This window comes from Perlucidibaca piscinae DSM 21586, from assembly GCF_000420045.1.
Lineage (GTDB): Bacteria > Pseudomonadota > Gammaproteobacteria > Pseudomonadales > Moraxellaceae > Perlucidibaca > Perlucidibaca piscinae.
Map to the genome: position 1 here is coordinate 25,408 of NZ_ATUE01000010.1, position 23,303 is coordinate 48,710.

At 64.6% G+C, this 23,303-nt stretch carries 22 protein-coding genes and 2 pseudogenes; 15 read left to right on the plus strand and 9 right to left on the minus strand.

The genetic code is table 11. The features are described 5' to 3' along the window. Nucleotides 1-442 precede the first annotated feature (442 nt). Nucleotides 443-1,447: pseudogene (locus tag F595_RS14895) on the minus strand (DEAD/DEAH box helicase); the annotation flags it as partial. A 333-nt stretch (nucleotides 1,448-1,780) separates the two neighbouring features. Between F595_RS14895 and F595_RS0111345 the strand changes: the two are divergent. Continuing rightward, complete coding sequence (locus F595_RS0111345; protein WP_022956994.1) at nucleotides 1,781-2,557, plus strand: SDR family NAD(P)-dependent oxidoreductase; 777 nt, start codon at nucleotides 1,781-1,783, stop codon at nucleotides 2,555-2,557. Nucleotides 2,558-2,582: 25 nt separating this feature from the next. Here F595_RS0111345 and F595_RS0111350 read toward each other — a convergent pair whose 3' ends face one another. Further along, on the minus strand, nucleotides 2,583-3,494 hold the full coding sequence (locus F595_RS0111350; RefSeq protein WP_022956995.1) for a LysR family transcriptional regulator: 912 nt from the start codon (nucleotides 3,492-3,494) through the stop codon (nucleotides 2,583-2,585). A gap of 118 nt (nucleotides 3,495-3,612) precedes the next feature. Between F595_RS0111350 and F595_RS0111355 the strand changes: the two genes are divergently transcribed. Further along, a complete protein-coding gene (locus F595_RS0111355; RefSeq protein WP_022956996.1) occupies nucleotides 3,613-4,047 on the plus strand; it encodes a DoxX family protein in 435 nt (144 codons plus the stop codon). A 55-nt stretch (nucleotides 4,048-4,102) separates the two neighbouring features. Beyond that, nucleotides 4,103-4,780 carry a TetR/AcrR family transcriptional regulator gene (locus tag F595_RS13940; RefSeq protein ID WP_022956997.1) on the plus strand — a complete coding sequence of 226 codons (678 nt, stop codon included), beginning with the start codon at nucleotides 4,103-4,105 and terminating at the stop codon, nucleotides 4,778-4,780. Between the two features lie 52 nt (nucleotides 4,781-4,832). Here the strand turns inward: F595_RS13940 and F595_RS15010 are convergent. From F595_RS15010 to F595_RS0111370, 3 genes and pseudogenes are all read right to left on the minus strand, one after another. Then, nucleotides 4,833-4,979 (minus strand): annotated as a pseudogene (locus tag F595_RS15010) (GIY-YIG nuclease family protein); the annotation flags it as partial. A gap of 12 nt (nucleotides 4,980-4,991) precedes the next feature. Further along, a complete protein-coding gene (locus tag F595_RS0111365) occupies nucleotides 4,992-5,549 on the minus strand; it encodes a hypothetical protein (RefSeq protein ID WP_022956998.1) in 558 nt (185 codons plus the stop codon). A gap of 71 nt (nucleotides 5,550-5,620) precedes the next feature. Then, complete coding sequence (locus F595_RS0111370; RefSeq protein ID WP_022956999.1) at nucleotides 5,621-6,370, minus strand: SDR family NAD(P)-dependent oxidoreductase; 750 nt, start codon at nucleotides 6,368-6,370, stop codon at nucleotides 5,621-5,623. 183 nt (nucleotides 6,371-6,553) lie between these two features. On the opposite strand from F595_RS0111370, the gene F595_RS13945 reads away from it, so the two are divergent. Next, nucleotides 6,554-7,012 (plus strand): hypothetical protein, encoded by a 459-nt coding sequence (locus F595_RS13945; protein WP_040568669.1) that lies wholly within the window; start codon nucleotides 6,554-6,556, stop codon nucleotides 7,010-7,012. Further along, on the plus strand, nucleotides 7,009-7,449 hold the full coding sequence (locus tag F595_RS14310) for a DUF3429 domain-containing protein (protein WP_022957001.1): 441 nt from the start codon (nucleotides 7,009-7,011) through the stop codon (nucleotides 7,447-7,449). The genes F595_RS13945 and F595_RS14310 overlap by 4 nt, the downstream gene beginning before the upstream one ends. Before the next feature lie 11 nt (nucleotides 7,450-7,460). On the opposite strand, the gene ybaL is transcribed toward F595_RS14310, so the two are convergent. Further along, nucleotides 7,461-9,158, minus strand: coding sequence for a YbaL family putative K(+) efflux transporter (gene ybaL / locus F595_RS0111385; RefSeq protein WP_022957002.1), 1,698 nt, complete (start codon nucleotides 9,156-9,158; stop codon nucleotides 7,461-7,463). A gap of 143 nt (nucleotides 9,159-9,301) precedes the next feature. Between ybaL and F595_RS0111390 the strand changes: the two genes are divergently transcribed. The 5 genes from F595_RS0111390 (at nucleotide 9,302) to F595_RS0111410 (ending at nucleotide 15,029) form a co-directional block, all read left to right on the plus strand. After that, nucleotides 9,302-9,610: a high-potential iron-sulfur protein gene (locus F595_RS0111390; RefSeq protein WP_022957003.1), complete on the plus strand. Its 309-nt coding sequence runs from the start codon at nucleotides 9,302-9,304 to the stop codon at nucleotides 9,608-9,610. Nucleotides 9,611-9,811: 201 nt separating this feature from the next. Further along, nucleotides 9,812-11,416: a GMC family oxidoreductase gene (locus F595_RS0111395; RefSeq protein WP_022957004.1), complete on the plus strand. Its 1,605-nt coding sequence runs from the start codon at nucleotides 9,812-9,814 to the stop codon at nucleotides 11,414-11,416. A 69-nt stretch (nucleotides 11,417-11,485) separates the two neighbouring features. After that, on the plus strand, nucleotides 11,486-12,046 hold the full coding sequence (locus F595_RS14315; protein WP_022957005.1) for an OmpA family protein: 561 nt from the start codon (nucleotides 11,486-11,488) through the stop codon (nucleotides 12,044-12,046). A gap of 2 nt (nucleotides 12,047-12,048) precedes the next feature. After that, complete coding sequence (locus F595_RS13960) at nucleotides 12,049-14,007, plus strand: esterase/lipase family protein (protein WP_228126960.1); 1,959 nt, start codon at nucleotides 12,049-12,051, stop codon at nucleotides 14,005-14,007. Then, nucleotides 14,004-15,029: an Lnb N-terminal periplasmic domain-containing protein gene (locus tag F595_RS0111410; protein ID WP_022957007.1), complete on the plus strand. Its 1,026-nt coding sequence runs from the start codon at nucleotides 14,004-14,006 to the stop codon at nucleotides 15,027-15,029. The genes F595_RS13960 and F595_RS0111410 overlap by 4 nt, the downstream gene beginning before the upstream one ends. Before the next feature lie 61 nt (nucleotides 15,030-15,090). Here F595_RS0111410 and F595_RS0111415 read toward each other — a convergent pair whose 3' ends face one another. The 3 genes from F595_RS0111415 to moaA form a co-directional block, all read right to left on the minus strand. After that, nucleotides 15,091-15,477 (minus strand): DUF805 domain-containing protein, encoded by a 387-nt coding sequence (locus tag F595_RS0111415; protein ID WP_156873880.1) that lies wholly within the window; start codon nucleotides 15,475-15,477, stop codon nucleotides 15,091-15,093. A 443-nt stretch (nucleotides 15,478-15,920) separates the two neighbouring features. Next, complete coding sequence (locus F595_RS0111420; RefSeq protein ID WP_022957009.1) at nucleotides 15,921-16,352, minus strand: DoxX family protein; 432 nt, start codon at nucleotides 16,350-16,352, stop codon at nucleotides 15,921-15,923. A gap of 120 nt (nucleotides 16,353-16,472) precedes the next feature. Then, nucleotides 16,473-17,489 carry a GTP 3',8-cyclase MoaA gene (gene moaA, locus F595_RS0111425; protein ID WP_040568677.1) on the minus strand — a complete coding sequence of 339 codons (1,017 nt, stop codon included), beginning with the start codon at nucleotides 17,487-17,489 and terminating at the stop codon, nucleotides 16,473-16,475. A 315-nt stretch (nucleotides 17,490-17,804) separates the two neighbouring features. Between moaA and F595_RS0111430 the strand changes: the two genes are divergently transcribed. From F595_RS0111430 to F595_RS0111450, 5 genes are all read left to right on the plus strand, one after another. Beyond that, nucleotides 17,805-18,473, plus strand: a complete 669-nt coding sequence (locus F595_RS0111430) for an ANTAR domain-containing response regulator (protein ID WP_211213179.1) — start codon at nucleotides 17,805-17,807, stop codon at nucleotides 18,471-18,473. Further along, nucleotides 18,466-19,575 carry a CmpA/NrtA family ABC transporter substrate-binding protein gene (locus tag F595_RS13965; protein WP_022957012.1) on the plus strand — a complete coding sequence of 370 codons (1,110 nt, stop codon included), beginning with the start codon at nucleotides 18,466-18,468 and terminating at the stop codon, nucleotides 19,573-19,575. The genes F595_RS0111430 and F595_RS13965 overlap by 8 nt, the downstream gene beginning before the upstream one ends. Nucleotides 19,576-19,841: 266 nt before the next feature. Next, nucleotides 19,842-21,200 carry a CmpA/NrtA family ABC transporter substrate-binding protein gene (locus F595_RS0111440; RefSeq protein WP_026913545.1) on the plus strand — a complete coding sequence of 453 codons (1,359 nt, stop codon included), beginning with the start codon at nucleotides 19,842-19,844 and terminating at the stop codon, nucleotides 21,198-21,200. Between the two features lie 18 nt (nucleotides 21,201-21,218). Next, the gene (locus F595_RS0111445) at nucleotides 21,219-22,196 is read left to right on the plus strand and encodes an ABC transporter permease (RefSeq protein WP_040568651.1); all 978 of its coding nucleotides are present in this window, start codon (nucleotides 21,219-21,221) and stop codon (nucleotides 22,194-22,196) included. Between the two features lie 2 nt (nucleotides 22,197-22,198). Continuing rightward, nucleotides 22,199-23,029 (plus strand): ABC transporter ATP-binding protein, encoded by an 831-nt coding sequence (locus F595_RS0111450; protein ID WP_022957015.1) that lies wholly within the window; start codon nucleotides 22,199-22,201, stop codon nucleotides 23,027-23,029. The last annotated feature ends 274 nt before the right edge of the window (nucleotides 23,030-23,303 follow it).

Here is a 23,303-nt window from a genome sequence, read left to right on the forward strand (position 1 = left end):
AGTCACGGCGCGGGGCGCGATCTTCACGCGGAGCCGACACGCTGAAACGGTCGCCGCGCGGGGCGAAGCGGTCAGCACGGCGCTGTTCGCGACGGCTGTCATCCTGACCCTGGCCGTAAGCGGCACGCGGGGCATCGTCACGGCGCGGGTAACCGCCGTCGCGCTGGCCCTGGTAGCCGCCGTCACGGCGACCTTCCGGACGATTCTCGCCGAAGCCCTGGCCACGACGTTCGCTGAAGCCACGGCCGCTGCCGCCGCCATCGCGACGCGGACCACGGCTGGCGCCGTCACGGTCCTTGTACTTGGGTGCCGGGCGCGGTTCCATGCCGGGGATGGTCAGTTCCGGAATGCTGTTGCCGGTGTAGGCGGCGAGGCGCTGCAGCTTGCCGCGGTCACGACGGTTGACCAGGCTGATGGCGGTGCCGTCACGACCGGCGCGGCCGGTGCGGCCGATGCGGTGCACGTAGTCTTCCAGCACCATCGGCAGGTCGAAGTTGAACACGTGGCTGATGCCGGCGACATCGATGCCGCGAGCGGCCACGTCGGTGGCGACCAGGCACTTGACCTGACCATCCTTGAGTGCGCGCAGGGTGCGGTTGCGCGCCGGCTGCTTCATGTCGCCGTGCAGGGCGGCGGTTTGCACGCCGAAGCCGCTCAGCTCCATGGACAGCTCTTCCGCGTCACGGCGGGTGGCGGTGAACACCACCGACTGGTTGACTTCGGGCGCCGCCAGCAGCTTGAGCAGGATGGCCTTCTTGTGCTCGATGTCGTCACAGAAGTACAGGCTCTGGGTGATGTTCTCGTGCTTGGTCTTCTGCGAGGTGACGGAAATCCGTTCCGGATTGTTCATCACGTTCTCGGCCAGGGTGGCAATGCGATCTTCCAGGGTCGCCGAGAACAGCAGGGTCTGACGGTCTTCCGGCGCGCGCGAGGCGATCAGCTCGACGTCCTCGATGAAGCCGAGGTCGAGCATGCGGTCGGCTTCGTCGAGCACCAGCACCTCGACGCGCTCCAGGCTGATCTGGCCGCGGTTCATCAGGTCGAGCAGGCGACCCGGGGTGGCCACCATGACGTCCACCGGACGCTGCAGCGTGCGCTGCTGCTGCTGGTAGTTCATGCCACCGAGGATGCTGGTGGTGTAGATGCGCAGGCGCTTGCCATAGTTGCGGGCAGCGGTTTCGACCTGGCGGGCGAGTTCGCGCGTCGGGGTCAGAACCAGGATGCGCGGGCCCTTGCCCTTGCCGCCCGGCGTCTGGGTGATGCGATGAAGGCTGGGCAGCAGGAAGGCTGCGGTCTTGCCGGTGCCGGTCTGGGCCGAGGCCATCACGTCACGGCCGGTCAGGGCAACAGGGATGGCCTGGGCCTGGATGGCGCTGGGTTCGGTGTAGCCGGCTTCGTTGAGGGCGGCCAAAAGGGCATCATGCAGCTTGAGGTCTGCAAAAGTCATGGACACAAGTCTATCCTCGCGGGTCTGCCCGCGGATGTGAGTAGTAAACAGCTGACCGACGGATTCGGTGTGGGCTGACGGTAATATCGTCGCCAACCAACCAGAGAGACTGCGAGGAGGTCTTGAGAGTGACCAGGGCAGTACTTAAAAAGGCAGGCACGATGGGCCGCTAGCTGCGGCGGGGCGAAGTATAGAGATCTGCTGCCTGAAAAGCGAGCGTTGTTTTCAGTGCGGTGGCCATCCGATGAACGGTCATTGCGAATTCGATCAAAAATGGTACATTAGTACCACATTAAAACGACACATCATCTGTCACGGCACGAGGGGAAAGGCATGAGTACGGCATTGATCACCGGAGCGTCCAATGGCATCGGTCTGGAGCTGGCGCGTCGACTGGCGCGTGATGGCCATGACGTGATCCTGGTGGCGCGCAGCGTCGGCAAGCTGCAGGCGCTGGCAGACGAGCTCGCGGGCCAGTACGGCATCCAGGCCGGCGTCATCGGCCAGGACCTCGGCTACGAAGGGGCGGCGCAGGAGCTGGTCGACAAGCTTGGCGACCGTCGTGTCGACATGCTCATCAACAACGCCGGCTTTGGCGAGTTCGGCACCTTCATCGAGGCCGACATCGCGCGTCTGAACCAGATGATCCAGCTCAATGTCGCGACGCTGACCGCGCTGGCGCATGCCTTCGGCCGCCGCATGGCAGCCCAGGGCGGTGGCCAGATTCTCAACGTGGCGTCCATCGCCGGCTTCATGCCGGGGCCGGGGGCGGCGGTCTACTATGCCTCCAAGGCCTACGTGCTGAGCTTCTCCGACGCCCTCAATTACGAGCTGCGCCACAAGAATGTCACCGTCACCACCCTGTGCCCGGGCCCGACCGACACCGGCTTTGCCAGTGCCGCCAACGCCGAGGCTTCCGCCGCCTTCAAGTGGCCGATGCTGTCGACGCTGGACAGCCTGGCCGATTACGCCTACGAGTCGCTGAAGGCCCGACGCGGCATCGCCGTTCACCGCTGGCTGATGAAGATCATGGCGTTCAGCGTGCGACTGGCGCCACGCTTCCTCGCCAACGCGATCTCGGCGCACAGCATCGGTTTCAAGCGACGCTGAGACAGGGGCGTCTGCCTGTTCGTGCTCAGGTGGTGAACCACGGGTGCTGCTGCACCCGTGCCACCAGATGATCCATGAAGGCGCGCAGGGCGGTGGACATGTGCTGGCGACTGGGTGTCATTGCCCACAGCTCGCCGTTGCGCACGACATGCCCGGAGAGCAGCGGCACCAGCCTGCCGGCAGCCACCTCGGTGTCGGTGAGAAAGGCTGGCAGCATGGCAATGCCCAGACCGGCGCGCACCGCATCCATCTGCAGCACGGCATTGTTGGTGCTGAAGCGACCATGCACGGTGACGCGTCGCGGGTGAACGCGGCCGCTGGCATCCGTGTCGTCCACCATCAGGATGTTTTCGTGCGGCTGCCGGAACAGGACCAGCTGGTGCCGCTCGAGCTCGTCCAGGCTGGCCGGCGTGCCATGGCGTGCCAGGTAGTCGGGGCTGGCGTAGAAGCGCCCGCAGAGCATGCCCAGGCGGCGCCCGATCAGGTTGGCGTCGTTGAACTGGCCAATGCGCAGACCCAGGTCAACGCCTTCCTCGACCAGGTCGACCATGCGTCCGGAGAGATCGGCCTCCAGCGTGACATCGGGGTGGCTGGCAAGAAATTCGCCCACCACGTCGCCCATGAAGCGCATGCCCAGCTCGACCGGCATGGTGATGCGCAGATGCCCGCGCGGGCTGCTCTGCCAGGCACTGAGTTCGCGGCAGGCATCGTCGACGGCATCCAGGCTGTGCCGTATGCGGTCGTAGAAGCGCCGGCCGGCATCGGTGAGGTGCAGGCTGCGGGTGGTGCGTTGCAGAAGGCGCACGCCGAGGTCCTGCTCCAGACGAGTCAGCGTTCGGCTGACGGATGATTTGGGCAGCCCCAGGCGTTCCGCGGCGGCCGTGAAGCTGCCGTCCTCGACGATGCGGATGAAAACTGCCAGATCATTCAGTTGCATGGAGGATTTGCCCGGCGCGGTGGTCTGTGGCAACACTAGAGCCAGGCTTGCCGGTCGGCAAGTGCCGTTTCGGGATGGCAGGGGATTTGCTGCCGTTCGCATGCCATGGAGACACCGGATGTCACTCAATCGCACCATGATCACCACGCTGGATGGCCTGGCACGCCGTCCGCGAGTCGATGCCGCGCTGGCCTTGTCGGCGCGCGCCTTGCTGTCGTTCATCTTCATCGCCGCCGGTTACGGCAAGCTGGCGGGCTACCACGACACCATGGCCTGGATGGAGTCCATGTCCGTGCCGGGAGGCTTGCTGCCGCTGGTCATCCTGGTCGAGCTGGGTGGCGGCCTGGCCTTGCTGCTGGGGTGGCAGACGCGCCTGGCGGCGGCTGCCCTGGCGGTTTTCTGCGTGCTCAGCGGCGTGCTCTTTCATGCCGGTCAGGCGGACGATCTGCAGCAGATCCTGTTCATGAAGAATCTGGCCATGGCCGGAGGGTTGCTGGCGGTCGTGCGTACCGGTGCCGGCTGTCCGTCCGTCGACAAGACGATGATTTCATAAAAATCGGAAGTGAATTTGTGCAAAAATTCAAACTGGTGTTGTTTTTGAGAGAGACATGGAAGCCCCCAACCGACTTCGCAAGCCTTCCCAGGCGCGTACCCTTGAGCGCGTCAATCGAGCCATCGCAACGGCCGAGCGGCTGATTCTGGAGCGCGGCCCTGAAGAGGTCTCGATTCCGGACATTGCCGAGGCATCCGGTGTGCCGCGCGCCAGTCTTTACCAGTTCTACGCCAACAAGCACCAGCTCTTTGCCGCCATCACCGAACGCCAGCTCGCGCGTGTGCTGGAGTACATGCAGACGGGTGCCAAGGCGCTGGCGGGATATCACTGGCGTGACACCATTCCGCTGCTGATCCGTGGCGTGTCCGGGCATTTCAACCAGAATCCGGTGGCCAGCATCCTGATCCTGGGCTGGCCGGTGAGTCGGGCCACCTTCCAGGCCCAGGGCGTGACCGTGGACAACATCGGCGCTGCCGTGCATGACATGCTGCTGACCACGACGCCCCGGATTGATCTCAGCCGGCATCCCTCGGCCACCACGGTCGTGGTTGAAATCAGCTTTGCCTGTCTCAAATACGGCTATTACCGCGAAGGGGTCATCTCGGAGGCCATTCAGGAGCAGGCGGTGCTGGCGGCCACGGGCTACATGGAGCAGTTGCTGCCTGTCGAGCTGCGTCACCCAGCTGCCAGCTACGTATCACCGACTGCTTTGCACGCACCGGCATCTGCTTGATCTGCCACTCCAGCTGCCGGGCAATGCGCTGACTCGGACAGGGTGTGCTTGCCACCAGCGCCAGGGGCGGAAAACTGCGGGTGAAGCGTGCGCCTCGTCCCTGCACATGGGCTTCATAGCGGCTGCCGACGTCGGTCGTGATCCCGGTGTAGAGACGCTCTCCGTTGCAGTTCAGCACATAGACCCACCACAGCTTCATGGCTGGGAGTGCTCACTGCGGAAGACGCTGGCTGATCTCGTCCAGTCGCAGGCGCGTGGTCTGCAGATACACCTCGCCAATGCTGTAGGCAGTCAGGTTGCCCTCCGGGCTCTGGTCATGGCTGCGCCGTATCAGTTCCTTGCGTGTGGCCAGCCAGTGCTGCTGCTCGCGCAGGGCCGCCGGAACCTCTTCTTGCGGCAGGTTGGCCAGATACTCGATGAAGGTCAGATAGAGCTGGGTATCGTAGAGCGTGTTCAGGTTTGCCAGGGTGGCATTGAGCTCGCCCGGTGGCAGGTCGGTGATGAGAATTTCCTCGAGCTGATCGATGGCGTCGTCGATGTTCGGTTGCCAGTCGGCAATGGCCGAGCGCGTTGCCTTGTGCTCGGCGCTGGCCTCGTCCAGCGGCAGGGCGGGAGCTGTTGCTTCCTCGACCTCGGCCGGTGCCACCAGCACGGCATCCGCATCGGTCTGCGATCGACTCATCAGCTGCTGCACCCCCAGGTAGGCCAGCGCCGTCACCAGATAGGCGCAGGTGCCCCAGAGGACGGGTTTCAACAACGGTGACGCCATGACACGCTCCAGACCGGGGATGAGCTATCCACATCACTATCATACGTCAGCAGGGAGCCTTGGTCAGGCCATCAGTCGCGCGGCAGGGGATGAATGCGAGCATGACCGCCATCGACGCCGATCTGCTGGCCAGTGATCCAGCCGGCATCCGGTGACAGCAGAAAGGCGATCAGGGCGGCGATGTCGTCAGGCTGTCCCAGGCGCTGCATGGGGTTGACCTTGGCCTGGCGGGCGGCGCTTTCCGGCGTGCCGGTCAGTCGTGCCGTGAGTGGCGACACCGTCAGGCCGGGGTGCACGCAATTCACCCGTATGCCCTTGTCGGCATAGCTGGCGGCCGTGGACAGCGCCAGGGCCGCAACTGCTGCCTTGGCGGCGGCAATGCCCTCGTGGTTGGGAAAGCCGGCCTCGGCAACCAGCGAACCGATCAGCACGGCGGACCCGGGCCGGCGCTGGCTGCGCACGTGCTGCACAAAGGCGCGCAAGGCACAGGCAGCGGAAAAGTAGTTGACCTGCATGAGGCTGACCAGGTCGTCATCACGGGTCAGGTGCAGGGGGCGGATCAGCGTGCTGCCGACAGCGTGCGCGAAGCCGTCAAGCGGACCCAGGGCATCACTCGCCTGTGTCAGCTGGGCATCGGCGACGCCGGGCAGCGAGAGGTCCCCGGTGAGCAGCACATGCGGCACGCTCAGCTCACTGGCCAGCGACGCCAGGGCGTCCTGGTTGCGACCGCTGAGGGCCAGTGCGTGGCCCTGCTGCGCCAGACGCCGGGCGAGGGCGCCGCCAATGGCGCCGCTGGCGCCGGTGATCCAGATGGTGGCCATGCTGTTTCTGCTCCCTAACGTTTTGCCGAGTCTGACCTCGGCGTGGCGATTGGCCAGTGGACAGGACGGAACAGCGGACAGCCTGGCGGCGAATCAGGCGCGGGGATTGTCCGGTCGCCATCCCGGTCCGGAAACGCTATGTTCATGATCATTCAGAAAGACGCGAGTTGCCCGATGCCCGACATGTCCTCCCGTCTCAGCGAGCTTTCGCTGGGCAGCCTGCAGACCCTGTTTGAAACCTTGCATCCGCCATCGTTTGCCCTTTGTCACGGCAATTTCCGCGCAGACTTCATCGGTCCGGCCTGGCTGCGCATGACCGCGCCACCCGCCATTGCCGCCAGCGGCCTGCGCGGCTGGCGTGGCAAGTGCTTCCTTGAGGCCGGGCAGGCCGTCAACCGCGTGATGCGGGGTGGTCGCGAAGAGCAGGTGCTGCCGATGACGGCAGCGATACGACCTTCGTTGCGCGATGACACGCCGGTCCTGGCGTTGACCTACGGCGCCAGCTCCCCGCTGCCCTGGCGATTTGTCTGCGACGAGGTGCGCCAGCTCGATGAGGATCACCTGTTGGCCATGACCGTCATCGACCTGCCGGGCCTGCGTCGCCTGGGCTTTCCTTTCCTGCTGACCCGCGAACGGCCATGAGCCCTGTCTGGCATGCCCGCTGCGTGACCTGGCTGCCTCGCGCCGGCGTGCTGCCGTTTCTGCTGGCGCTGTCCGCACTGGCACTGGGGCAGCAGGCGCTGCCGGTGCTGGGGCCGGTGCTGCCTATCGTGCTCGGGTATGGCGTGGTGATCGCCGCGTTCATGAGCGGAGCCCTCTGGGGGCAGGTCGTGATGGAGCCGGCGGCGGCCATCTGGCTGCTGTTCAGCAACCTGCTGGCATTGGTGACATGGGCAGCGGCAGTATGGCTGTCGCCGCAGGCGGCACTGCCGGTGCTTACCGTGGTGTTCGTGGCGCTGTGGCTGGCTGACCGCCAACGCTGGCGCGCCGGTCGCGTGTCATCACGCTACTGGCGCATACGCTGCGAGGTGACCGCGCTGGTGGTGCCGGCCGTGCTGGGGTGTGCGGCACTGGCGTGATGCCCTGAGGCTCACTTGCCGAAGCGTTGCGCGATATGCCCTGACATGCTCTGTGCCAGAGCCGTTTCGGCGACAAACACCTCGCCCAGGCCTTCCTCCTCCAGCAGTCTGGCCTCGGTGCCGTTGTTGGCGCGCACCACCACGGCGATCTTCGGATTGAGCTGACGCGCGATGTCGACCATGGTGCGCACGTGCAGGGTGTCCGGCAGGGCGATGACCAGCATGGCGGCACGATGCACATGGGCCTGGATCAGCACGTCCGGGGTCGAGGCGTCACCCGTGACGGCGGGAATGTCATCGCGGCGCAGATCGTCGATGTGTTCGCGATTCTGGTCGGCGACCACGAAGGGAATGCCGCGTTCGCGCAGCGAGCGGGCGATGCGGCGACCGACACGGCCATAGCCGACCAGCACCACCTGACCGGTGAGCAGTTCCTCGTCGGTGGTCATGGGCAGCTGGGCCAGCGGGTCGTTGCTGCGCTCCAGACGCCGGGCCAGGCTGGAGTGCGAGCGCACCCAGCGCTGCACCGGCTCGATGGCGGCGAACATCAGCGAGTTCAGCGCGATCGAGATCAGCGCGGCGGCCAGCACCAGGCTCTGGCCTTCCACCGGCAGCAGCTTGAGGTAAACGCCGAGGCCGGCCACGATGAAGGCGAATTCGCCGATCTGGGCCAAGCTGGCGCCGACCGTGAGTGCGGTGTTCAGCGGATAGCGGAACAGCAGCACCAGCGCGATGGCTGCCAGCGTCTTGCCGAACACGATGATGGCTACCACGGCCAGCAGATGCAGCGGCTCCTCCCAGATCACGCTGGGCTCGAACAGCATGCCCACCGAGACGAAGAACAGCACCGCAAAGGCGTCACGCAGCGGCAGCGATTCATCGGCAGCGCGGTGGCTGAACTCCGACTCGCGCATCATCATGCCGGCGAAGAAGGCACCCAGCGCAAACGAGACATCGAACAGCTTTGCCGAACCGAAGGCGACGCCCAGTGCCACCGCGATCACCGTCAGCGTGAACAGTTCGCGCGACCCGGTGCGCGATACCCACCACAGCATGCGCGGCAGCAGACGCTTGCCGATCACCAGCATGAACACGACGAAGGCGGCGACCTTGGCCAGGGTGATGCCCAGGGTCAGCAGCAGGTCGCTGGTGGCGTGGTCGCTGTCACCCGCGGCGTTTGCAGTGAGCAGGGTAGCCAGTGCCGGCATCATCACCAGCACCAGCACCATGGCCAGATCCTCGACGATGAGCCAGCCAACCGCGATCTGGCCATTGATGGATTTCAGCAGTCCCTTGCTCTCCAGGGCACGCAGCAGCACCACGGTGCTGGCCGTGGACAGGCAGAGACCGAACACCAGACCCTCGACCCAGCTCCAGCCCCAGCTCATGGAGACGGCCATGCCGAGCAGGGCGGCGACACTGATCTGCACAATGGCGCCGGGCACGGCGATGCGCTTGACGGCCATCAGGTCGGCGAGCGAGAAGTGCAGGCCGACACCGAACATCAGCAGCATGACGCCGATCTCGGCAAGCTGGGCAGCGAGACTGAGGTCGGCGACAAAGCCGGGCGTGGCCGGTCCGATCACGATGCCGGCGACCAGGTAGCCTACCAGCGGCGGCATGCGCAGGCGGTGCGCGAAATAGCCGAAGACCATGGCCAGCCCGAAGCCGATGGCGAGGATGGCGATCAGGGAAACGTCATGGGGCATGCAAGGGGTATCCTGGTCAGGGTGTCGTGATTGTATCGGCTGCAGCCGGCCTGTGGACAAAACGCGCGACAGCGGGCATTTGTTCACTGACCCGGCGGATGAAATGCCCACACGATATGCAGGTCATCCACAGGAGTTCTGACATGACCGATCGTCGCACATTCCTCAAGCTGGTACCCGCCGCCTGCGTGGGCATGGCTGTCTCCCCGGCTGCTTTTGCCAACTCGCCCAAGCTCAAGGATACCGATCCGCAAGCCATCGCGATGGGCTACAAGACCAATGCGGCACAGGTCGACAAGGCCAAGTCGCCACGCTATGCCGCCGGCCAGAAGTGCGCCAACTGCGTGCTGTTCCAGGCCAAGCCGGGTGATGCCTGGGGCCAGTGCGGCATCTTTGCCGGCAAGCTCGTGGCTGCCGGTGCCTGGTGCAACGCCTACGCCAGGAAGGGCTGATCGCGACGCACGCCGCACGAAGACGTGCTGGAGCCCGGCTTTTGCCGGGCTTTTTTTATGGCAGATTCCCGGCTGCCCGCTATTTTCCGTCTTTCGTCGGATTTTGTCTCGGTGTCGCCGGGTGCCTTGTAATATCCCGCCTCGGATGCTTTGCTTGCGAACGCCGCAGACATGGCCAACAACACAACAAGAGCGGGCCTCATGAGCAACAATGTCTTTGATTACATCGTGGTGGGTGCCGGTTCAGCCGGCTGCGTGGTGGCCTCGCGCCTGACCGAGGACGCCAATGTTCGCGTTCTGCTGCTCGAGGCGGGCGGCCCGGACACCAGCGTGCTCATCCATGCGCCGGCGGGGGTGGTCGGCATGGTGCCGACCAAGCTCAACGTCGCCGGTTACGAGACGGTGCCGCAACCCGGTCTCAACAACCGTCGCGGCTACCAGCCGCGCGGCAAGGTCATGGGGGGCAGCTCGTCGGTCAATGCCATGTGCTACGTGCGTGGCAATGCCTGGGACTATGACCACTGGGCCGTGCTCGGCAACCCGGGCTGGTCATTCAAGGACGTGCTGCCGTATTTCCGCAAGTCCGAAGACAACGACACCTTCGATGACGAGTTCCATGGCAAGGGGGGGCCGCAGGGCGTGACGCTGCCCAGCGATGCCAGCGACCTCAACCAGACCTTCCTGCAGGCCTGTGCCAACCAGGGCATTCCGACCATTGCCGACTGCAACGGGGCCGACCAGTTCGGCGCCTTCATGTACCAGCGCACCATCAAGGACGGTGAGCGTGTCAGCACCGCCAAGGCCTTCATCACCCCGCACCTCGGCCGCCCCAACCTGACCGTGCTGACGCATGCCCTGACCGAACGCATCCTCGTCGAGAACGGGACTGCCATCGGTGTCAGGGTGCGTCTGAAGGACGGTGTGCAGGACTTCATCGCCACCGCCGAAGTCATCGTCAGTGCCGGCGCCTTCGGCTCGCCGCAGCTGCTCATGCTGTCCGGCATCGGCCCGGCCGCGCACCTGCAGCAGAAGGGAATCGCCGTCGTTCATGACCTGCCCGGCGTGGGTCGCAACCTGCAGGATCACATCGATTACGTGATGACCTACCGCATCCCCAGCGACACCGAAAGCTTCGGCTTGTCTCTGCGCGGTGCCGTGGCGGTGACCAAGGGCATCCTGCAGTGGCGCAACGAGCGGCGCGGCATCATCACCAGCAATTTCGCCGAGTCCGGTGCCTTCTTCATGAGCAAGCCCGGCCTTGATGTGCCGGACATGCAGCTGATCTTCATCCCGGCCATCGTCGATGACCATGCCCGCAAGTTCCATCTCGGTCATGGCTACAGCTGCCACCTGACGCTGCTGCGTCCGCGCAGCCGCGGCTCGGTGACCCTGGTCGACAGCAACCCGGCGACGGCTCCTGCCATCGATCCCGGCTTCCTTGTCGAACCCGAGGACCTGGAAGATCTGGCGCGGGCCGGCCAGATGATGCGACGCATTCTCGAGGACAGCGCCTTCGATGCCATTCGCGGCAAGCTGCTCTACGACGTCAAGGCCGATGACCTCGAGGACATGAAGCGCGACATCCGCAACCGTGCAGATACCCAGTACCACCCGGTAGGCACCTGCAAGATGGGGCCGGCCAGCGACGGCATGGCCGTGGTCGACCACGCGTTGCGCGTACATGGTTTGCGCAATCTGCGTGTTGCCGACGGCTCCATCATGCCCCGTCTGGTTGGCGGCAACACCAATGCTCCCATCATCATGATCGGCGAGAAGCTGGCCGACATGCTGCGTCGGGAACATTGACCGGCGTCTGTGCCTGTGCGGGCAACAGTGCTACCCTCGAATGAGGTTGGGGATGTCTGGGTATTCAAGATGCGCAAACCGCTCGCACATGGCGTGATCCTGATGGTGTCTGTTCTGCTGGGCGGCTGCCTGGGCGGAATTGACACCAGCTCCCAGTCGTCGGTGCCGGCCGTGACGCAGGAAAAGAAGCGCCACAGTGCGCTGGCCGTGGCGCGTGCCCTGACCCGGGTGCTGGGCCCGAACGGCATCGAGGTGCGACACATCGGCCCGAGTCATCAGGTTTTGGTGGTCATGAACGGGGTGCAGGGGTTCCCGCTCGGGCAGACCACCCTGACGTCGGTCATGCAGGCATCGCTGGACAAGATCGCACGCGTGCTCAACCAGGTGGAGTACAGCCAGGTGCTGATCACCGGTCATACCGATGACATCGGCAGCCAGAGCTACAATGCCGAGCTTTCGCGCGATCGCGCCCGCATGATGCTGGATTACCTGAGCCAGCGCGGTCTGCCGCGCAGTCACATGCTGGCCATCGGCAACGGCAAGCTGTTCCCGGTGGCGGACAACGCGACCGAGGCCGGGCGAGCCGCCAATCGCCGCATGGAAATCAGCATTCAGCTCGTGCCGCGTTGATCGTGCCCGTCGCCGCCCGGCGCCAGCAGCACGCAGCGGGTTTCAACATCCTCGCGCGCCTGTTTTCCGTAGCCGGACTCCTGCTTGCACTGGGGCAGCTGTCGGGCTGTGCCGGGGTCAAGGTCAAGGCCGTTGACGGCACCGACTACCTGACCCAGCGCCGCGGCGACGTGCTCACCACCGGCAAGCTCAGCGCGGACACGCGCACCGCCCTGCAGGTTGTCGGCATTGTCGAGAAGACCTGCCTGCAGGCGCTGGTCAGCTGTCGGGAGGCCCTGCAGCAAAGCACGGGTCTGGATGCCGAGCGCCGTCATGCCGCACTTTCCGAACTCTGGCTGCAGCAGGCGCAGCGCGGCGGTCTGGCGCTCAACGATGGGCGCCGCGTCGATGCCTATCTGCAGTCGGCGCGTCATGCCTATGTCTACCTGTTCCACAGCGAGCGGGCAGCCAGTGTGAGGGCTTTCGAGGACCGCCAGACCCAGGTTCGCGACTACTACAACTTTGCCTTGCAGCAGGTGCTCACGGCCCTGTTCGAGAAACCGTTGCCGACCTGGACCGAGCAGGCGGCACGCAGCGGGCGATTCGAGTTCGAGTATGCCGGCTGGCGCATCGCCGGCAGCCTCAGCGACGTGCGTCTGGCGCGAGGTCGTCTGCTGCCCGCCAGTCTGCTGCCGGCGGCCTCGCTGTCATTTGCCGGACTGCGCAACCAGTACCGGCGTGACGGTCTGGGTGCCGAGATGGTGGCGGTGACCGGACAGCGCGTGGTCGAGAGCAATGGCCGTGACCGCACCTTGTCCTGGCATGAGACGCCGTTTCCTGCGCTGACCGCGATTGCCCGCTTCGAGGGGGACGATGCCGACGCCATCCTGTCGAGTCAGCGCGTCGAGATCTCCGGCTACGATCCTTATCGCCAGGCACGCGTGAGCGTTGCCGGCCAGCCGGTGCCGCTGGCGGCCAACTTCACCTCGGGCTACGGACTCTGGCTGGCGCGCTCCGGGTTTGCCAGGCAGTCGCTGCTGACCCTGTTCGGGCGCGGTGACGTGCTTGATTCTCCGCAGATCTACCTGCTGCAGCCCTTCGATCCGAATCGTCGCATTGTCATCATGCTGCATGGTCTGGCCAGCAGTCCGGAAGCCTGGATCAATGTCGCTAACGAGGTGCTGGGTGACGAGACCCTGCGTCAGCGCTACCAGATCTGGCATCTGTACTATCCGACCAATCTGCCGGTGCCGTTCAACCACAAGGCCATTCGCGACGTCATCGTGCAGGCCCTGCAGCACTTCGATCCGGCCGGACAGTCGGCGGCCAGTCGTGACATGGTGCTGGTCGGGCACAGCATGGGCGGGGTGTTGTCGCGCTTGCTGGTCAGTCGTGCCGACGAGGGTGACTGGGAGATCTTCCGGCAGCATCTGCCGCAGGGCAGCCAGCGTCAGCTGCCGCGCAAGCTCAAGCCGTATCTGACCTTTGCGCCACTGCCCATGGTCAGTCGCGCCATCTTCGTGGCGGCGCCGCATCGCGGCACGGCCTATGCCGATCGGGGCATTCCCCGTGCCCTGGCCAGTCTCGTGCGATTGCCGGTGTCCAGTGTCGCCCGCCTCAAGGAAATCGGCCAGATACTGGTGGATCCCGCCGGTACCAGCAGCGTCAGCCTGAGCCGGCCATTGAACAGCATAGACAACCTCAGTGATCGTGACCCGTACATCCAGTGGGCCGCGCAGTTGCCGGTCAGTCCCGGCGTGATCTATCACAGCATCATGGGCAACGACACGCCAGACCAGCCGCTGCAGGACTCCAGCGACGGGGTGGTGCCGTATCGCAGTGCGCATCTGCCGGGAGCTGCATCCGAGCTGGTGCTGCCTTCCTGGCACAGCGTGCAGGAGACACCGCAGGCGATTGTCGAGATTCGTCGCATCCTGCAGGCCCATCTCGAGGGGCGCGTGGCCCGGGCTGACGCGCAGTGAGGCGCTGGCTGCGCTGGTTTCTGCAAGGGCTGATCTGTCTGCTGCTGCTGGCGCTGACGGCTTGGTCCGTGCTGGCGGTGCATTTCCGTCTGGCCCTGGATTCGCCCTGGCTGCAGCTGGCCATGGTGCTGGTCGGCCTGTCCGGCGTGGCGGCCTGCACGGGCGTCTGCTGGTCGCGCCGGCGCCGTGTCCTGCTGGGCGGCGGGCTTCTGGTTCTGTCCGTGACCGGTCTCTGGTGGCAGACGGTGCAGCCCTCCAACCAGCGTGACTGGATGGATGAAGTGGCGCATACCCTGACCGGGGAGGTGCGTGGTGATGAGCTGCTGCTGCACAACGTGCGCAATTTTCACTGGCGCAGCGAAACCGACTACGACATCCGCTGGGAGACGCGGCGTCATGACCTGCGCCAGCTGCAGTCCGCCGACCTGACAGTGACCACCTGGGGCATGCCGGCGATTGCCCACATCATGGTGTCGTTCGGCTTTGCCGATGGCCGTTTTCTGGCGTTCTCGGTGGAAACGCGCAAGCAGCGTGGCGAGGTCTATGACGAGCTGGCCGGTTTCTTCAAGGAATACGAGCTGAGTGTGCTGGGGGCTGACGAGCGGGATGTCATTCGTCTGCGCACCAATGTCCGTCATGAGCAGGTCTCGCTCTACCGGCTGGCCCTGAGTCCGCAGCAGCAGCGTGCCTTGCTGCTGGAATACGTGGCGACCGCCAATGCGCTGGCGCGCACGCCACGCTTCTATCATGCCCTGACGGCGAACTGCACGACCGTGGTGTTTGCCATGGCACGGCAGATTCTCGGTGATCTGCCGGCGGACTACCGGATTCTGCTGACCGGATACCTGCCCGGTTACGTCCAGGAGATCGGCGGCTTGATGCCGGGCTACACGCTGTCCGAGCTGTCCCGGCGCGGAGCGATCAACGACCGGGCTCTGGCTGCGGATCGATCAACGGATTTTTCACGCCTGATCCGGGTTGGGGTTCCAGGCTGGGAGCCTCTGACTTCGTCACCCCATTGACCGGCTGATGCGGTACGGCGCCCCAGCGATTGCGTCTGGTCTGACCACGCCGCAGGGTCAGCTACACGCCGATGTGCAGCACATTGAGACCAGGCACCAGCAGCAGCAGCGCCCAGACGCCGGATTGGCCGATGTCATGATGACGTCTGATGGCGAGACCGGCGATGTAGGACAGCCAGAGCAGCATGCTGTAAACGAACAGCGGCCATTCCAGATCCAGCGACACGCCCAGTGCCAGGAACAGCTTCGATGCCAGCAGGCCGTAGCCGAGCACAAGGATCACCAACGAGAAGCTGAGCCGGACCAGGTAGTCGATGCGGCTGAGGCGTCCCCGGCCATGCAGCAGCGGCAGCAAGCGCCAGAGCAGCAGCGACAGCAGCACCCCGAGCAGCAGCCATTCCAGCGGATGTTGCGAAACACTTTCTGCGAGACCGAGTGCGTGTTGCATGAGCACCACCTTGGTTGTAGGGAATTTCCTACAAGAGCTGTAGTCATATCCTGAATATGGCCGCGGATCAAGCTGACGAAACTGGATAGTCACTTTTCAAGTGACTGTTATGAATGAATTAATTTTTTGATCGTAAGCAAGTTTTCCAGCGTGATGCATTTCGGTGAGGTTGTGTTGCGTTTCTGCAACCGTAAAATGGAACCCATGCCAAGGAGGCAGATCGCAGGAAGCGGTCACGCAGCAGGACGCTGCAGACAGGGAAGAGGGCCGGAGTGCCCATGCTCAGGGATGGAGCATCAAGGACGATTCCTCGCCAAGGATGGCGATGAAAATGAAAAAAGGACCGTAAGGTCCTTTTTTTATGCTCGCGATTCAGATCCTGATGTTGCCGGACCTGACAGCGGTTCGGCAGCGGATACCGAAGTACCCGCTGCCGGTCAGCGTCAGCGCGTTTCGCCGTCGAGGCTGAGGCGACCACCACCGAACACGGTGAAGGCAAGCAGACCACCGGCCATGGCCAGGTTCTTCATGAACATGATCTGCTGCATCTGGTCGGCACCGCCGTGGAAGATCACGCCGGAGACGATGCTGAACACGGCCAGCGCGAGTGCAGCCAGACGGGTCTGGAAGCCGGCCACCAGGGCCAGGCCGCCACCGATCTCGAGCAGGATGACCAGCGGCAGCAAGGCGCCGGGCAGGCCCATGGATTCCATGTAGCCGGCGGTGCCGGCATAGCCGTCACCGAGCTTGCTGACGCCGGCGCTGATGAAGATGGCAGCCATCAGGATGCGGGCGGCGAGAATCAGGACGCTGTTGAGGGCGGGCTGGGCAACCACATCGGCAACAGTCTGGTTGATCTGACGGAAAAGATTCATGGTGTTACTCCTGGCGATTCGGGGGTGTGGGGGCGTTGTCCCTGAAGCAAATCCTATGGGGAGTGATGAGGGAGCACTAGTCCATCTTTTCGGGACAGATTGTTGCTTTCAAGAAACCAATCAGCCCCCCGTGACATTCATGAAGCGCACCAGCTGCACCTGATCAGTCTCGAATTCGTGGCGTGCCGGCTTGCTCTGCAGCGCCGTGTGCAGCGCGTGCAGCAGCGGCTGGTCATCCTGGGGATGCTCACGCAGCAGGGCACGCATATCCAGTCCCTGCTCGTGACCGAGGCAGAGCAGCAGGCGGCCGTCTGCCGTCATGCGCAGGCGGTTGCAGCTGCCGCAGAAATTCTGCGAATGCGGCGATATGAAGCCCACGCGAGTGCCCGGGTGGTCGCTCAGGCGCACATAGCGTGCCGGCCCGCCACTGCGGTGATCGCTGTCTTCGAGACGGAAGTGCCGCTCCAGCTGCCGGCGTATGTCGGCACTGGCCATGAAGTTCTCGCCACGGGCGCGACCGACCTCGCCCAGCGGCATCTCCTCGATGAAGCTGATGTCAAAACCCTGTGTGATGGCATAGCGCACCAGGGGGACGATTTCGTCGTCGTTGCGTCCGGCCATGAGCACCGTGTTCAGCTTGATGCCGGCAAAGCCGGCATGGCGCGCGGCGTCGAGACCGGCCAGAACGCGCTCCAGGCGACCGTGTCGTGTCAGTTGCCGAAAACGTTCCGGCTGCAGGCTGTCGAGACTGACATTGATGCGGCTGACGCCAGCGGCGGCCAGGGGGGAGGCGAGCTGCTCCAGCTGCGACCCGTTGCTGGTCAGCACCAGCTCGTGCAGGCCGGGCAGGGCGGAAATGCGCTGGCAGAGCGTGACGATGTCAGGACGGATCAGCGGTTCGCCGCCGGTGAGACGGATCTTGCGGATGCCGGCACGCACGAACAGTGCGGCGGTCCGGTACAGCTCATCCGCGCTCAGCAGTGCCTGCCGGGGCATGAAGGTCATGTCGTCGGCCATGCAGTAGATGCAGCGGAAATCGCAGCGGTCGGTCACCGACAGACGCAGATAGTCGATGTGGCGGCCCAGTCCGTCGACCAGGGCAGGTTCCGGGTGGCTCGGCAGATGCCGCGAGGTCATGTCGGTCAGACTCCTGATGGTCGGCATGACACGGTACAGGCCCATGTGCCGCTGGCAGCGGGGCACGACGCACGCTGCCGGTTCGCCTGCAGAGCAGGAAGCGTGCCAGTGTGGTCAGGCAGGCGAAATGCCGACAAGGCCTGCATCCGTGCTGTCAGGCGCGGATGTCTTCACAGTATGCCTGCTCCGGTGCAGGGCAGGCGAGCGCTAGCTGCGCCGTGCTGGTGCGATGCACGATGCGCCCGGGCGGGGGCGCAGGTGTCAGGACGATGGCATGTCCCTTGCTTGGCATTGACGGATCCAAGGAGTGACTCCGTGCGCAAAGCGTTCGTCCCGCCCGCATCCCGACCCGTGTCCGCCGAATCCCGGTCGGCACGGACACCGGTGGCGACTGCGCTGGCGGTCATGCTGGTTGATGATCAGGCCCCTCGTGCGGCCCTGCTGGAGCAGGCGCTGACTGACCAGGGCTTCGTCGTGGTTGCCCGCCTGAGCAGTGCCCAGGGGCTGGTGGAGGCCGTCGGCCGGCATCAGCCCGATGTCATCATCATAGATGTGGACTCGCCGGATCGCGACACGCTGGACACCATGGCCGTGCTGCACCGGGACGCGCCACGCCCGGTGGTCATGTTCACTGCGGATGGCGACAGCGCCACCATCCATCGCGCCGTGTCGGCAGGTGTCAGCGCCTATGTCGCCGATGGCCTGCAGACGGCACGCGTGCGCCCCATCATCGACGTTGCCATTGCCCGTTTTCGCGAATACCAGGCCTTGCGCAACGAGCTCGAGGCCACGCGCACCCAGCTGGTCGAGCGCAAGCGCATCGACCAGGCCAAGGCCGTTCTGATCAAGACCCGTGGCATGAGCGAGGAGCAGGCCTATCACGCCATGCGTCGCATGGCCATGGATCGCGGTCAGCGCCTGGGCGAGGTGGCGGCCAACATCCTCGCGGTCATGAATCTGCTGGAAGGGGAACGCCATGGTTGAGAAGTGCCGCCTGCGCCTGGGCTACATGCCGCTGACCGACTGTCTGCCACTGGTGGCGGCCAGTGCCTGGGGGCTGTTTGCCGACGAGGGACTGGAGGTGACCTTGCAGCGCGAGACCTCCTGGGCCGCCTTGCGTGACCGGGTCATGGTGGGTCAGCTCGATGCGGCACATATGCTGGCCCCCATGGTGCTGGCCGGCAGTCTCGGACTCGGTGGCTTGAAGGTGCCGCTGCTGACGGCCTATGCCCTGGGCCGGAACGGCAATGCCATCACCGTGTCGCAGGGCGTGTTCGACAGCGTGCGCGAGGCTGCCGAGGCTGACACGGCCGAGGGCTGCGCGCAGGCGCTGGCGCGCGTGGTGGCAACGCGACAGCGCAACGGACAGCCGCGTCTGGTATTTGCCGTGGTGTTTGCATTTTCCTCCCATGCCTATCTGTTGCGGCACTGGCTGGCTGCGGGCGGGCTGCACCCGGACCGTGACGTTGATCTGGTGGTGCTGCCGCCATCCCAGATGGCGGAGCACCTGCGACTCGGACACATCGACGGCTTCTGTGCCGGCGAGCCCTGGAACAGCCTCGCGTTGCAGACCGGAGCGGGCAGGGTGCTGCTCAGCGGTCACCAGATCTGGCCGAACGCACCCGAGAAGGTTCTCGGCGTGACTGCCGAGTGGGCGCAGCAGCATCCCGACAGCCATGCCGCCCTGGTGCGCGCCCTGCATCATGCCGGTCAGCGCATCCGTGCCGATCTGCCGAGCGCGCTGGCCTTGCTGACGGCTGAGGATCATGTGCCGGTGGCGCCGGATTGCCTGGCGCTGGCGCCATCCGGGAGGCTGCCTGGCGGCCTGGCGCAGCTGCCGCTGCCGGCGGAGCACTTCCATGTCTTCTCCGGCGGACCGACCAATGTGCCCTGGCCATCGCATGCACGCTGGTTTCTGGCGCAGATGCAGCGCTGGCGTCAGCTGCCTGACGGCGTGGGTGACCGGGTGGTGCAGGAGTGCTGGCGCAGTGATCTGTATCACCGGTTTCTTGCCGGTTTCTGCGACCCCGCGCTGATCGAGGATGCGAGCGCGGCCGGCAGCGCGGCAATGGCATCGGCGCGCTGAACCAAATCGGCGCGAACAGGTGCGCATTTGGTGCGGTGAGCTTCCGGAGAGGGCTGGAGGTTTGCGTGACTATCATCCATCTACATGATTTTGAACTGATTTAAATGTTGGCACGATATCTGCCTTGATTCATCTGCCACACGGTCAACGGTGATCGTGGAGCACACAGATTGGCAGAGCAAAGGCGCTCGCAGTTCGGACCACGGTCCCGGCTGCGGGCGCTTTTTTTTGGGTCTTCTTTTCATGTTTCAAGGAGCACTGGGATGATGCGTAAATCGATACTGCCAGCTGCGCTGGCGCTGATGAGCGTGCTGCCGATGACGGCGCTGGCGAAAGTGGGCCAGGCGGAAAAGTCGGAGCTGACGTTCGGGTTCATCAAGCTCACCGACATGGTGCCGCTGGCGGTGGCCTACGAGAACGGCTATTTCGAGGACGAGGGCCTGTTTGTCCGTCTCGAGGCCCAGGCGAACTGGAAAGTGCTGCTTGACCGGGTGATCTCCGGCGAGCTGGATGGCGCTCACATGCTGGCCGGTCAGCCGCTCGGCGCGACCATGGGCTACGGCACCAAGGCGCACATCATTTCCGCCTTCACCATGGACCTCAACGGCAATGCCTGCACGGTTTCCAATGCGGTCTGGGCCGACATGAAGAAACATGTGCCGATGCAGAACGGCAAGCCGGTGCATCCGATCAAGGCCAGCGCCCTGAAGCCGGTGGTGGATGCCTATCGCGCAGAGGGCAAGCCGCTCAAGTTCGGCATGGTGTTCCCGGTCTCCACGCACAATTACGAGCTGCGCTACTGGCTGGCGGCGGGCGGGGTGCACCCCGGTTTCTACGCGCCGCAGCGTGGTGACACGGCCGGCACCCTGAAGGCGGACGTGCCGATCTCGGTGACGCCGCCGCCGCAGATGCCGGCCACGCTCGAGGCCGGCACCATCAATGGCTACTGCGTGGGCGAACCCTGGAACCAGCAGGCCGTGTTCCGCGGCATTGGCGTTCCGGTGGTGGCCGACATGGCGATCAACAGCAACCTGGCCGAGAAGGTCTTCGGTGTCAGCAATGAATGGGCCAGCAAGAACCCCAACACCCATGTCCGCGTGGTGAAGGCGCTGATCCGTGCCGGCAAGTGGCTGGACGAGAACAACAATGCCAACCGCAAGGCGGCGGCGAAGATGATCAGCAAGCCGAACTATGTCGGTGCCGATTACAGCGTCATCGACAACAGCATGACCGGTGTCTTCGAGTACGAGAAGGGAGATGTGCGGCCGGCTCCGGACTTCAACGTGTTCTTCCGCTACCACGCCACCTACCCGTACTACTCGGATGCCATCTGGTACCTGACCCAGATGCGTCGCTGGGGCCAGATTCCGGAAGCAAAGCCGGACAGCTGGTACATGGACATGGCGAAGAAAGTGTTCCGTCCGGACATCTATCGCCAGGCCGCTGCCGAGCTGATTGCCGATGGTCACATGAAGGCAGGGGAGTTTCCGGACTTCGCCAAGGAGACCGGCTTCCGCTCGGTCAAGGCCAGCCGCTTCATTGACGGCAGAAGCTTCGATGCGCGCAAGCCCAATGCCTACATCGACAGCTTTGCCATCGGCCTCAAGGGCAAGCAGACCCCGTAACACGCAGGAGATTCCGTGATGACTCGTCCCGTCCTTTCGATGGCCCTGGCCGGCGGCTTCTGCCGCCGGCTCCACCCGACGGCACTGCTGCGCCTGCTGTGGGCGCCGGTGCTTGGCTTGGTCGTGTTCCTGGCCAGCTGGCAAGCGGTGTCGCAGCAGGTGGTGACATCGCTGGGCAGTTTCCCGGGGCCGCTGCAGGTGGTCGAACAGGCTGGCAACCTGGTGGCCGAGCACCAGGCCCAGCGTGAACGCGAACGTGCCTTCCTGGCCAGGCAGGAGGAGCGCATAGCCGCCCGCCTGGCCGAGGAGCCGGACTGGCAGCCGGAGCGTCGCGCCTACACCGGTACGCCGACCTTCGTCGACCAGATCCTGACCAGCCTGAAGACGGTGCTTGCCGGCTTCGTGCTGGCCTCGCTGGTGGCGATTCCCCTGGGCATCGTGATGGGGCTGAGCCGGATCGTGCATGACGCGATCAATCCGGTGGTGCAGATCTTCCGCCCGGTGTCGCCACTGGCCTGGCTGCCGCTGGTGACCCTGGTGGTGGCGTCGGTCTACGACAGCGAGGATCCGATGTTCGCGCGCTCGTTCGTGGTGTCGATGATCACGGTGACGCTGTGCTGCCTGTGGCCGACCCTGCTCAACACGGCCGTGGGGGTTACCACGGTCAGTGCCGACCTCAACAACGTCAGCCGGGTGCTGCGTCTGGGCTGGTTCACGCATGTTCGCCGCATCGTGCTGCCCTCGGCCATTCCGATGATGTTTGCCGGTCTGCGGGTGTCGCTAGGAATTGCCTGGATGGTGCTGATTGCCGCCGAGATGCTGGCGCAGAACCCGGGCCTGGGCAAGTTCGTCTGGGACGAGTTCCAGAACGGCAGTTCGGAGTCGCTGAGCCGGATCATGACGGCCGTGCTGGTGATCGGTCTCATCGGTTTCATTCTCGACCGCGTCATGCTGCTGCTGCAGCGCCGTGTCGACTGGCAGAAGACAGGAGTCTGACCATGAAAACCCTGCTGGAAATTTCCGCCCTGGACATGAGTTTCGAAACCCCCAAGGGCCGCTTTGATGCACTCAGCGATGTCAGTCTGAAGATCGGCGAAGGCGAGTTCGTGTCACTGATCGGGCACTCCGGCTGTGGCAAGTCGACCGTGCTCAATCTGGTCGGCGGGCTGCTGCAGGCGACCCGGGGCGGCATCATCCTTGACGGTCGCGAGGTCCGCGAGCCCGGTCCGGAGCGTGCCATCGTGTTCCAGAACCACTCGCTGCTGCCCTGGCTGACGGTCTGGGAGAATGTCGAGCTGGCCGTGAAGACCGTGTTTCGCGGCCTCAAGAGCCGAGCCGAGATGCATGACTGGATTGCTCACAACCTGGCCCTGGTGCAGATGACGCATGCCCTGCACAAGCGCCCTGGCGAGATCTCCGGGGGCATGAAGCAGCGTGTCGGCATCGCGCGTGCGCTGGCCATGCAGCCGCGCGTCCTGCTCATGGACGAGCCCTTTGGCGCGCTTGATGCGCTGACGCGAGCCCACCTGCAGGACACGCTGATGGACATCCAGCGCGAGCTCAACAACACCGTGATCATGATCACCCACGATGTCGACGAGGCCGTGCTGCTGTCGGACCGCATCGTGATGATGACCAACGGGCCGGCGGCCACGGTCGGCGAGATCCTCGACATTGACCTGCCGCGTCCGCGTGATCGTCTGGCGCTGGCTGACAACCCGCGCTACGTGCAGCTGCGTCATGCCGTGCTCGAGTTTCTCTACGAGAAGCAGCGCAAGGTCGAACCGGCCTCTGCGGAACGGCGACCGGTGCTGGCGGCGGCAGGTTGAGCACCAGCGGGCCTGTGCGCGTCGCAGGCCCGCTGGCAGTGCACGCTGGCACTGCCGCAGAGCATTTTGTACACTTGATTTCGGCATGTTGTTGATTTTGAAGATTTAAAATTATGGCATGACACTTGCTGTATGTGTTGTGTGCGCAGCCCGACGAGGGGCTGCCGAAACAATCCGATGACAGGGCAATGGCGCTCACCACATGGATCACACCATGTCGTGGGCGCTTTTTTTTCAGGGCCGGATGCCGGCCGGAGAGGTGAGTGTGCTGCAA

Excerpts from the sequence above, each read along its gene's own strand:
- F595_RS0111345 (WP_022956994.1), top strand. The coding sequence starts at position 1,781 with ATGAGTACGGCATTGATCACCGGAGCGTCCAATGGCATCGGTCTGGAG.
- F595_RS0111350 (WP_022956995.1), bottom strand. The coding sequence starts at position 3,494 with ATGCAACTGAATGATCTGGCAGTTTTCATCCGCATCGTCGAGGACGGC.
- F595_RS0111355 (WP_022956996.1), top strand. The coding sequence starts at position 3,613 with ATGTCACTCAATCGCACCATGATCACCACGCTGGATGGCCTGGCACGC.
- F595_RS13940 (WP_022956997.1), top strand. The coding sequence starts at position 4,103 with ATGGAAGCCCCCAACCGACTTCGCAAGCCTTCCCAGGCGCGTACCCTT.
- F595_RS0111365 (WP_022956998.1), bottom strand. The coding sequence starts at position 5,549 with ATGGCGTCACCGTTGTTGAAACCCGTCCTCTGGGGCACCTGCGCCTAT.
- F595_RS0111370 (WP_022956999.1), bottom strand. The coding sequence starts at position 6,370 with ATGGCCACCATCTGGATCACCGGCGCCAGCGGCGCCATTGGCGGCGCC.
- F595_RS13945 (WP_040568669.1), top strand. The coding sequence starts at position 6,554 with ATGTCCTCCCGTCTCAGCGAGCTTTCGCTGGGCAGCCTGCAGACCCTG.
- F595_RS14310 (WP_022957001.1), top strand. The coding sequence starts at position 7,009 with ATGAGCCCTGTCTGGCATGCCCGCTGCGTGACCTGGCTGCCTCGCGCC.
- ybaL (WP_022957002.1), bottom strand. The coding sequence starts at position 9,158 with ATGCCCCATGACGTTTCCCTGATCGCCATCCTCGCCATCGGCTTCGGG.
- F595_RS0111390 (WP_022957003.1), top strand. The coding sequence starts at position 9,302 with ATGACCGATCGTCGCACATTCCTCAAGCTGGTACCCGCCGCCTGCGTG.
- F595_RS0111395 (WP_022957004.1), top strand. The coding sequence starts at position 9,812 with ATGAGCAACAATGTCTTTGATTACATCGTGGTGGGTGCCGGTTCAGCC.
- F595_RS14315 (WP_022957005.1), top strand. The coding sequence starts at position 11,486 with ATGCGCAAACCGCTCGCACATGGCGTGATCCTGATGGTGTCTGTTCTG.
- F595_RS0111415 (WP_156873880.1), bottom strand. The coding sequence starts at position 15,477 with ATGCAACACGCACTCGGTCTCGCAGAAAGTGTTTCGCAACATCCGCTG.
- F595_RS0111420 (WP_022957009.1), bottom strand. The coding sequence starts at position 16,352 with ATGAATCTTTTCCGTCAGATCAACCAGACTGTTGCCGATGTGGTTGCC.
- moaA (WP_040568677.1), bottom strand. The coding sequence starts at position 17,489 with ATGACCTCGCGGCATCTGCCGAGCCACCCGGAACCTGCCCTGGTCGAC.
- F595_RS13965 (WP_022957012.1), top strand. The coding sequence starts at position 18,466 with ATGGTTGAGAAGTGCCGCCTGCGCCTGGGCTACATGCCGCTGACCGAC.
- F595_RS0111440 (WP_026913545.1), top strand. The coding sequence starts at position 19,842 with ATGCGTAAATCGATACTGCCAGCTGCGCTGGCGCTGATGAGCGTGCTG.
- F595_RS0111445 (WP_040568651.1), top strand. The coding sequence starts at position 21,219 with ATGACTCGTCCCGTCCTTTCGATGGCCCTGGCCGGCGGCTTCTGCCGC.
- F595_RS0111450 (WP_022957015.1), top strand. The coding sequence starts at position 22,199 with ATGAAAACCCTGCTGGAAATTTCCGCCCTGGACATGAGTTTCGAAACC.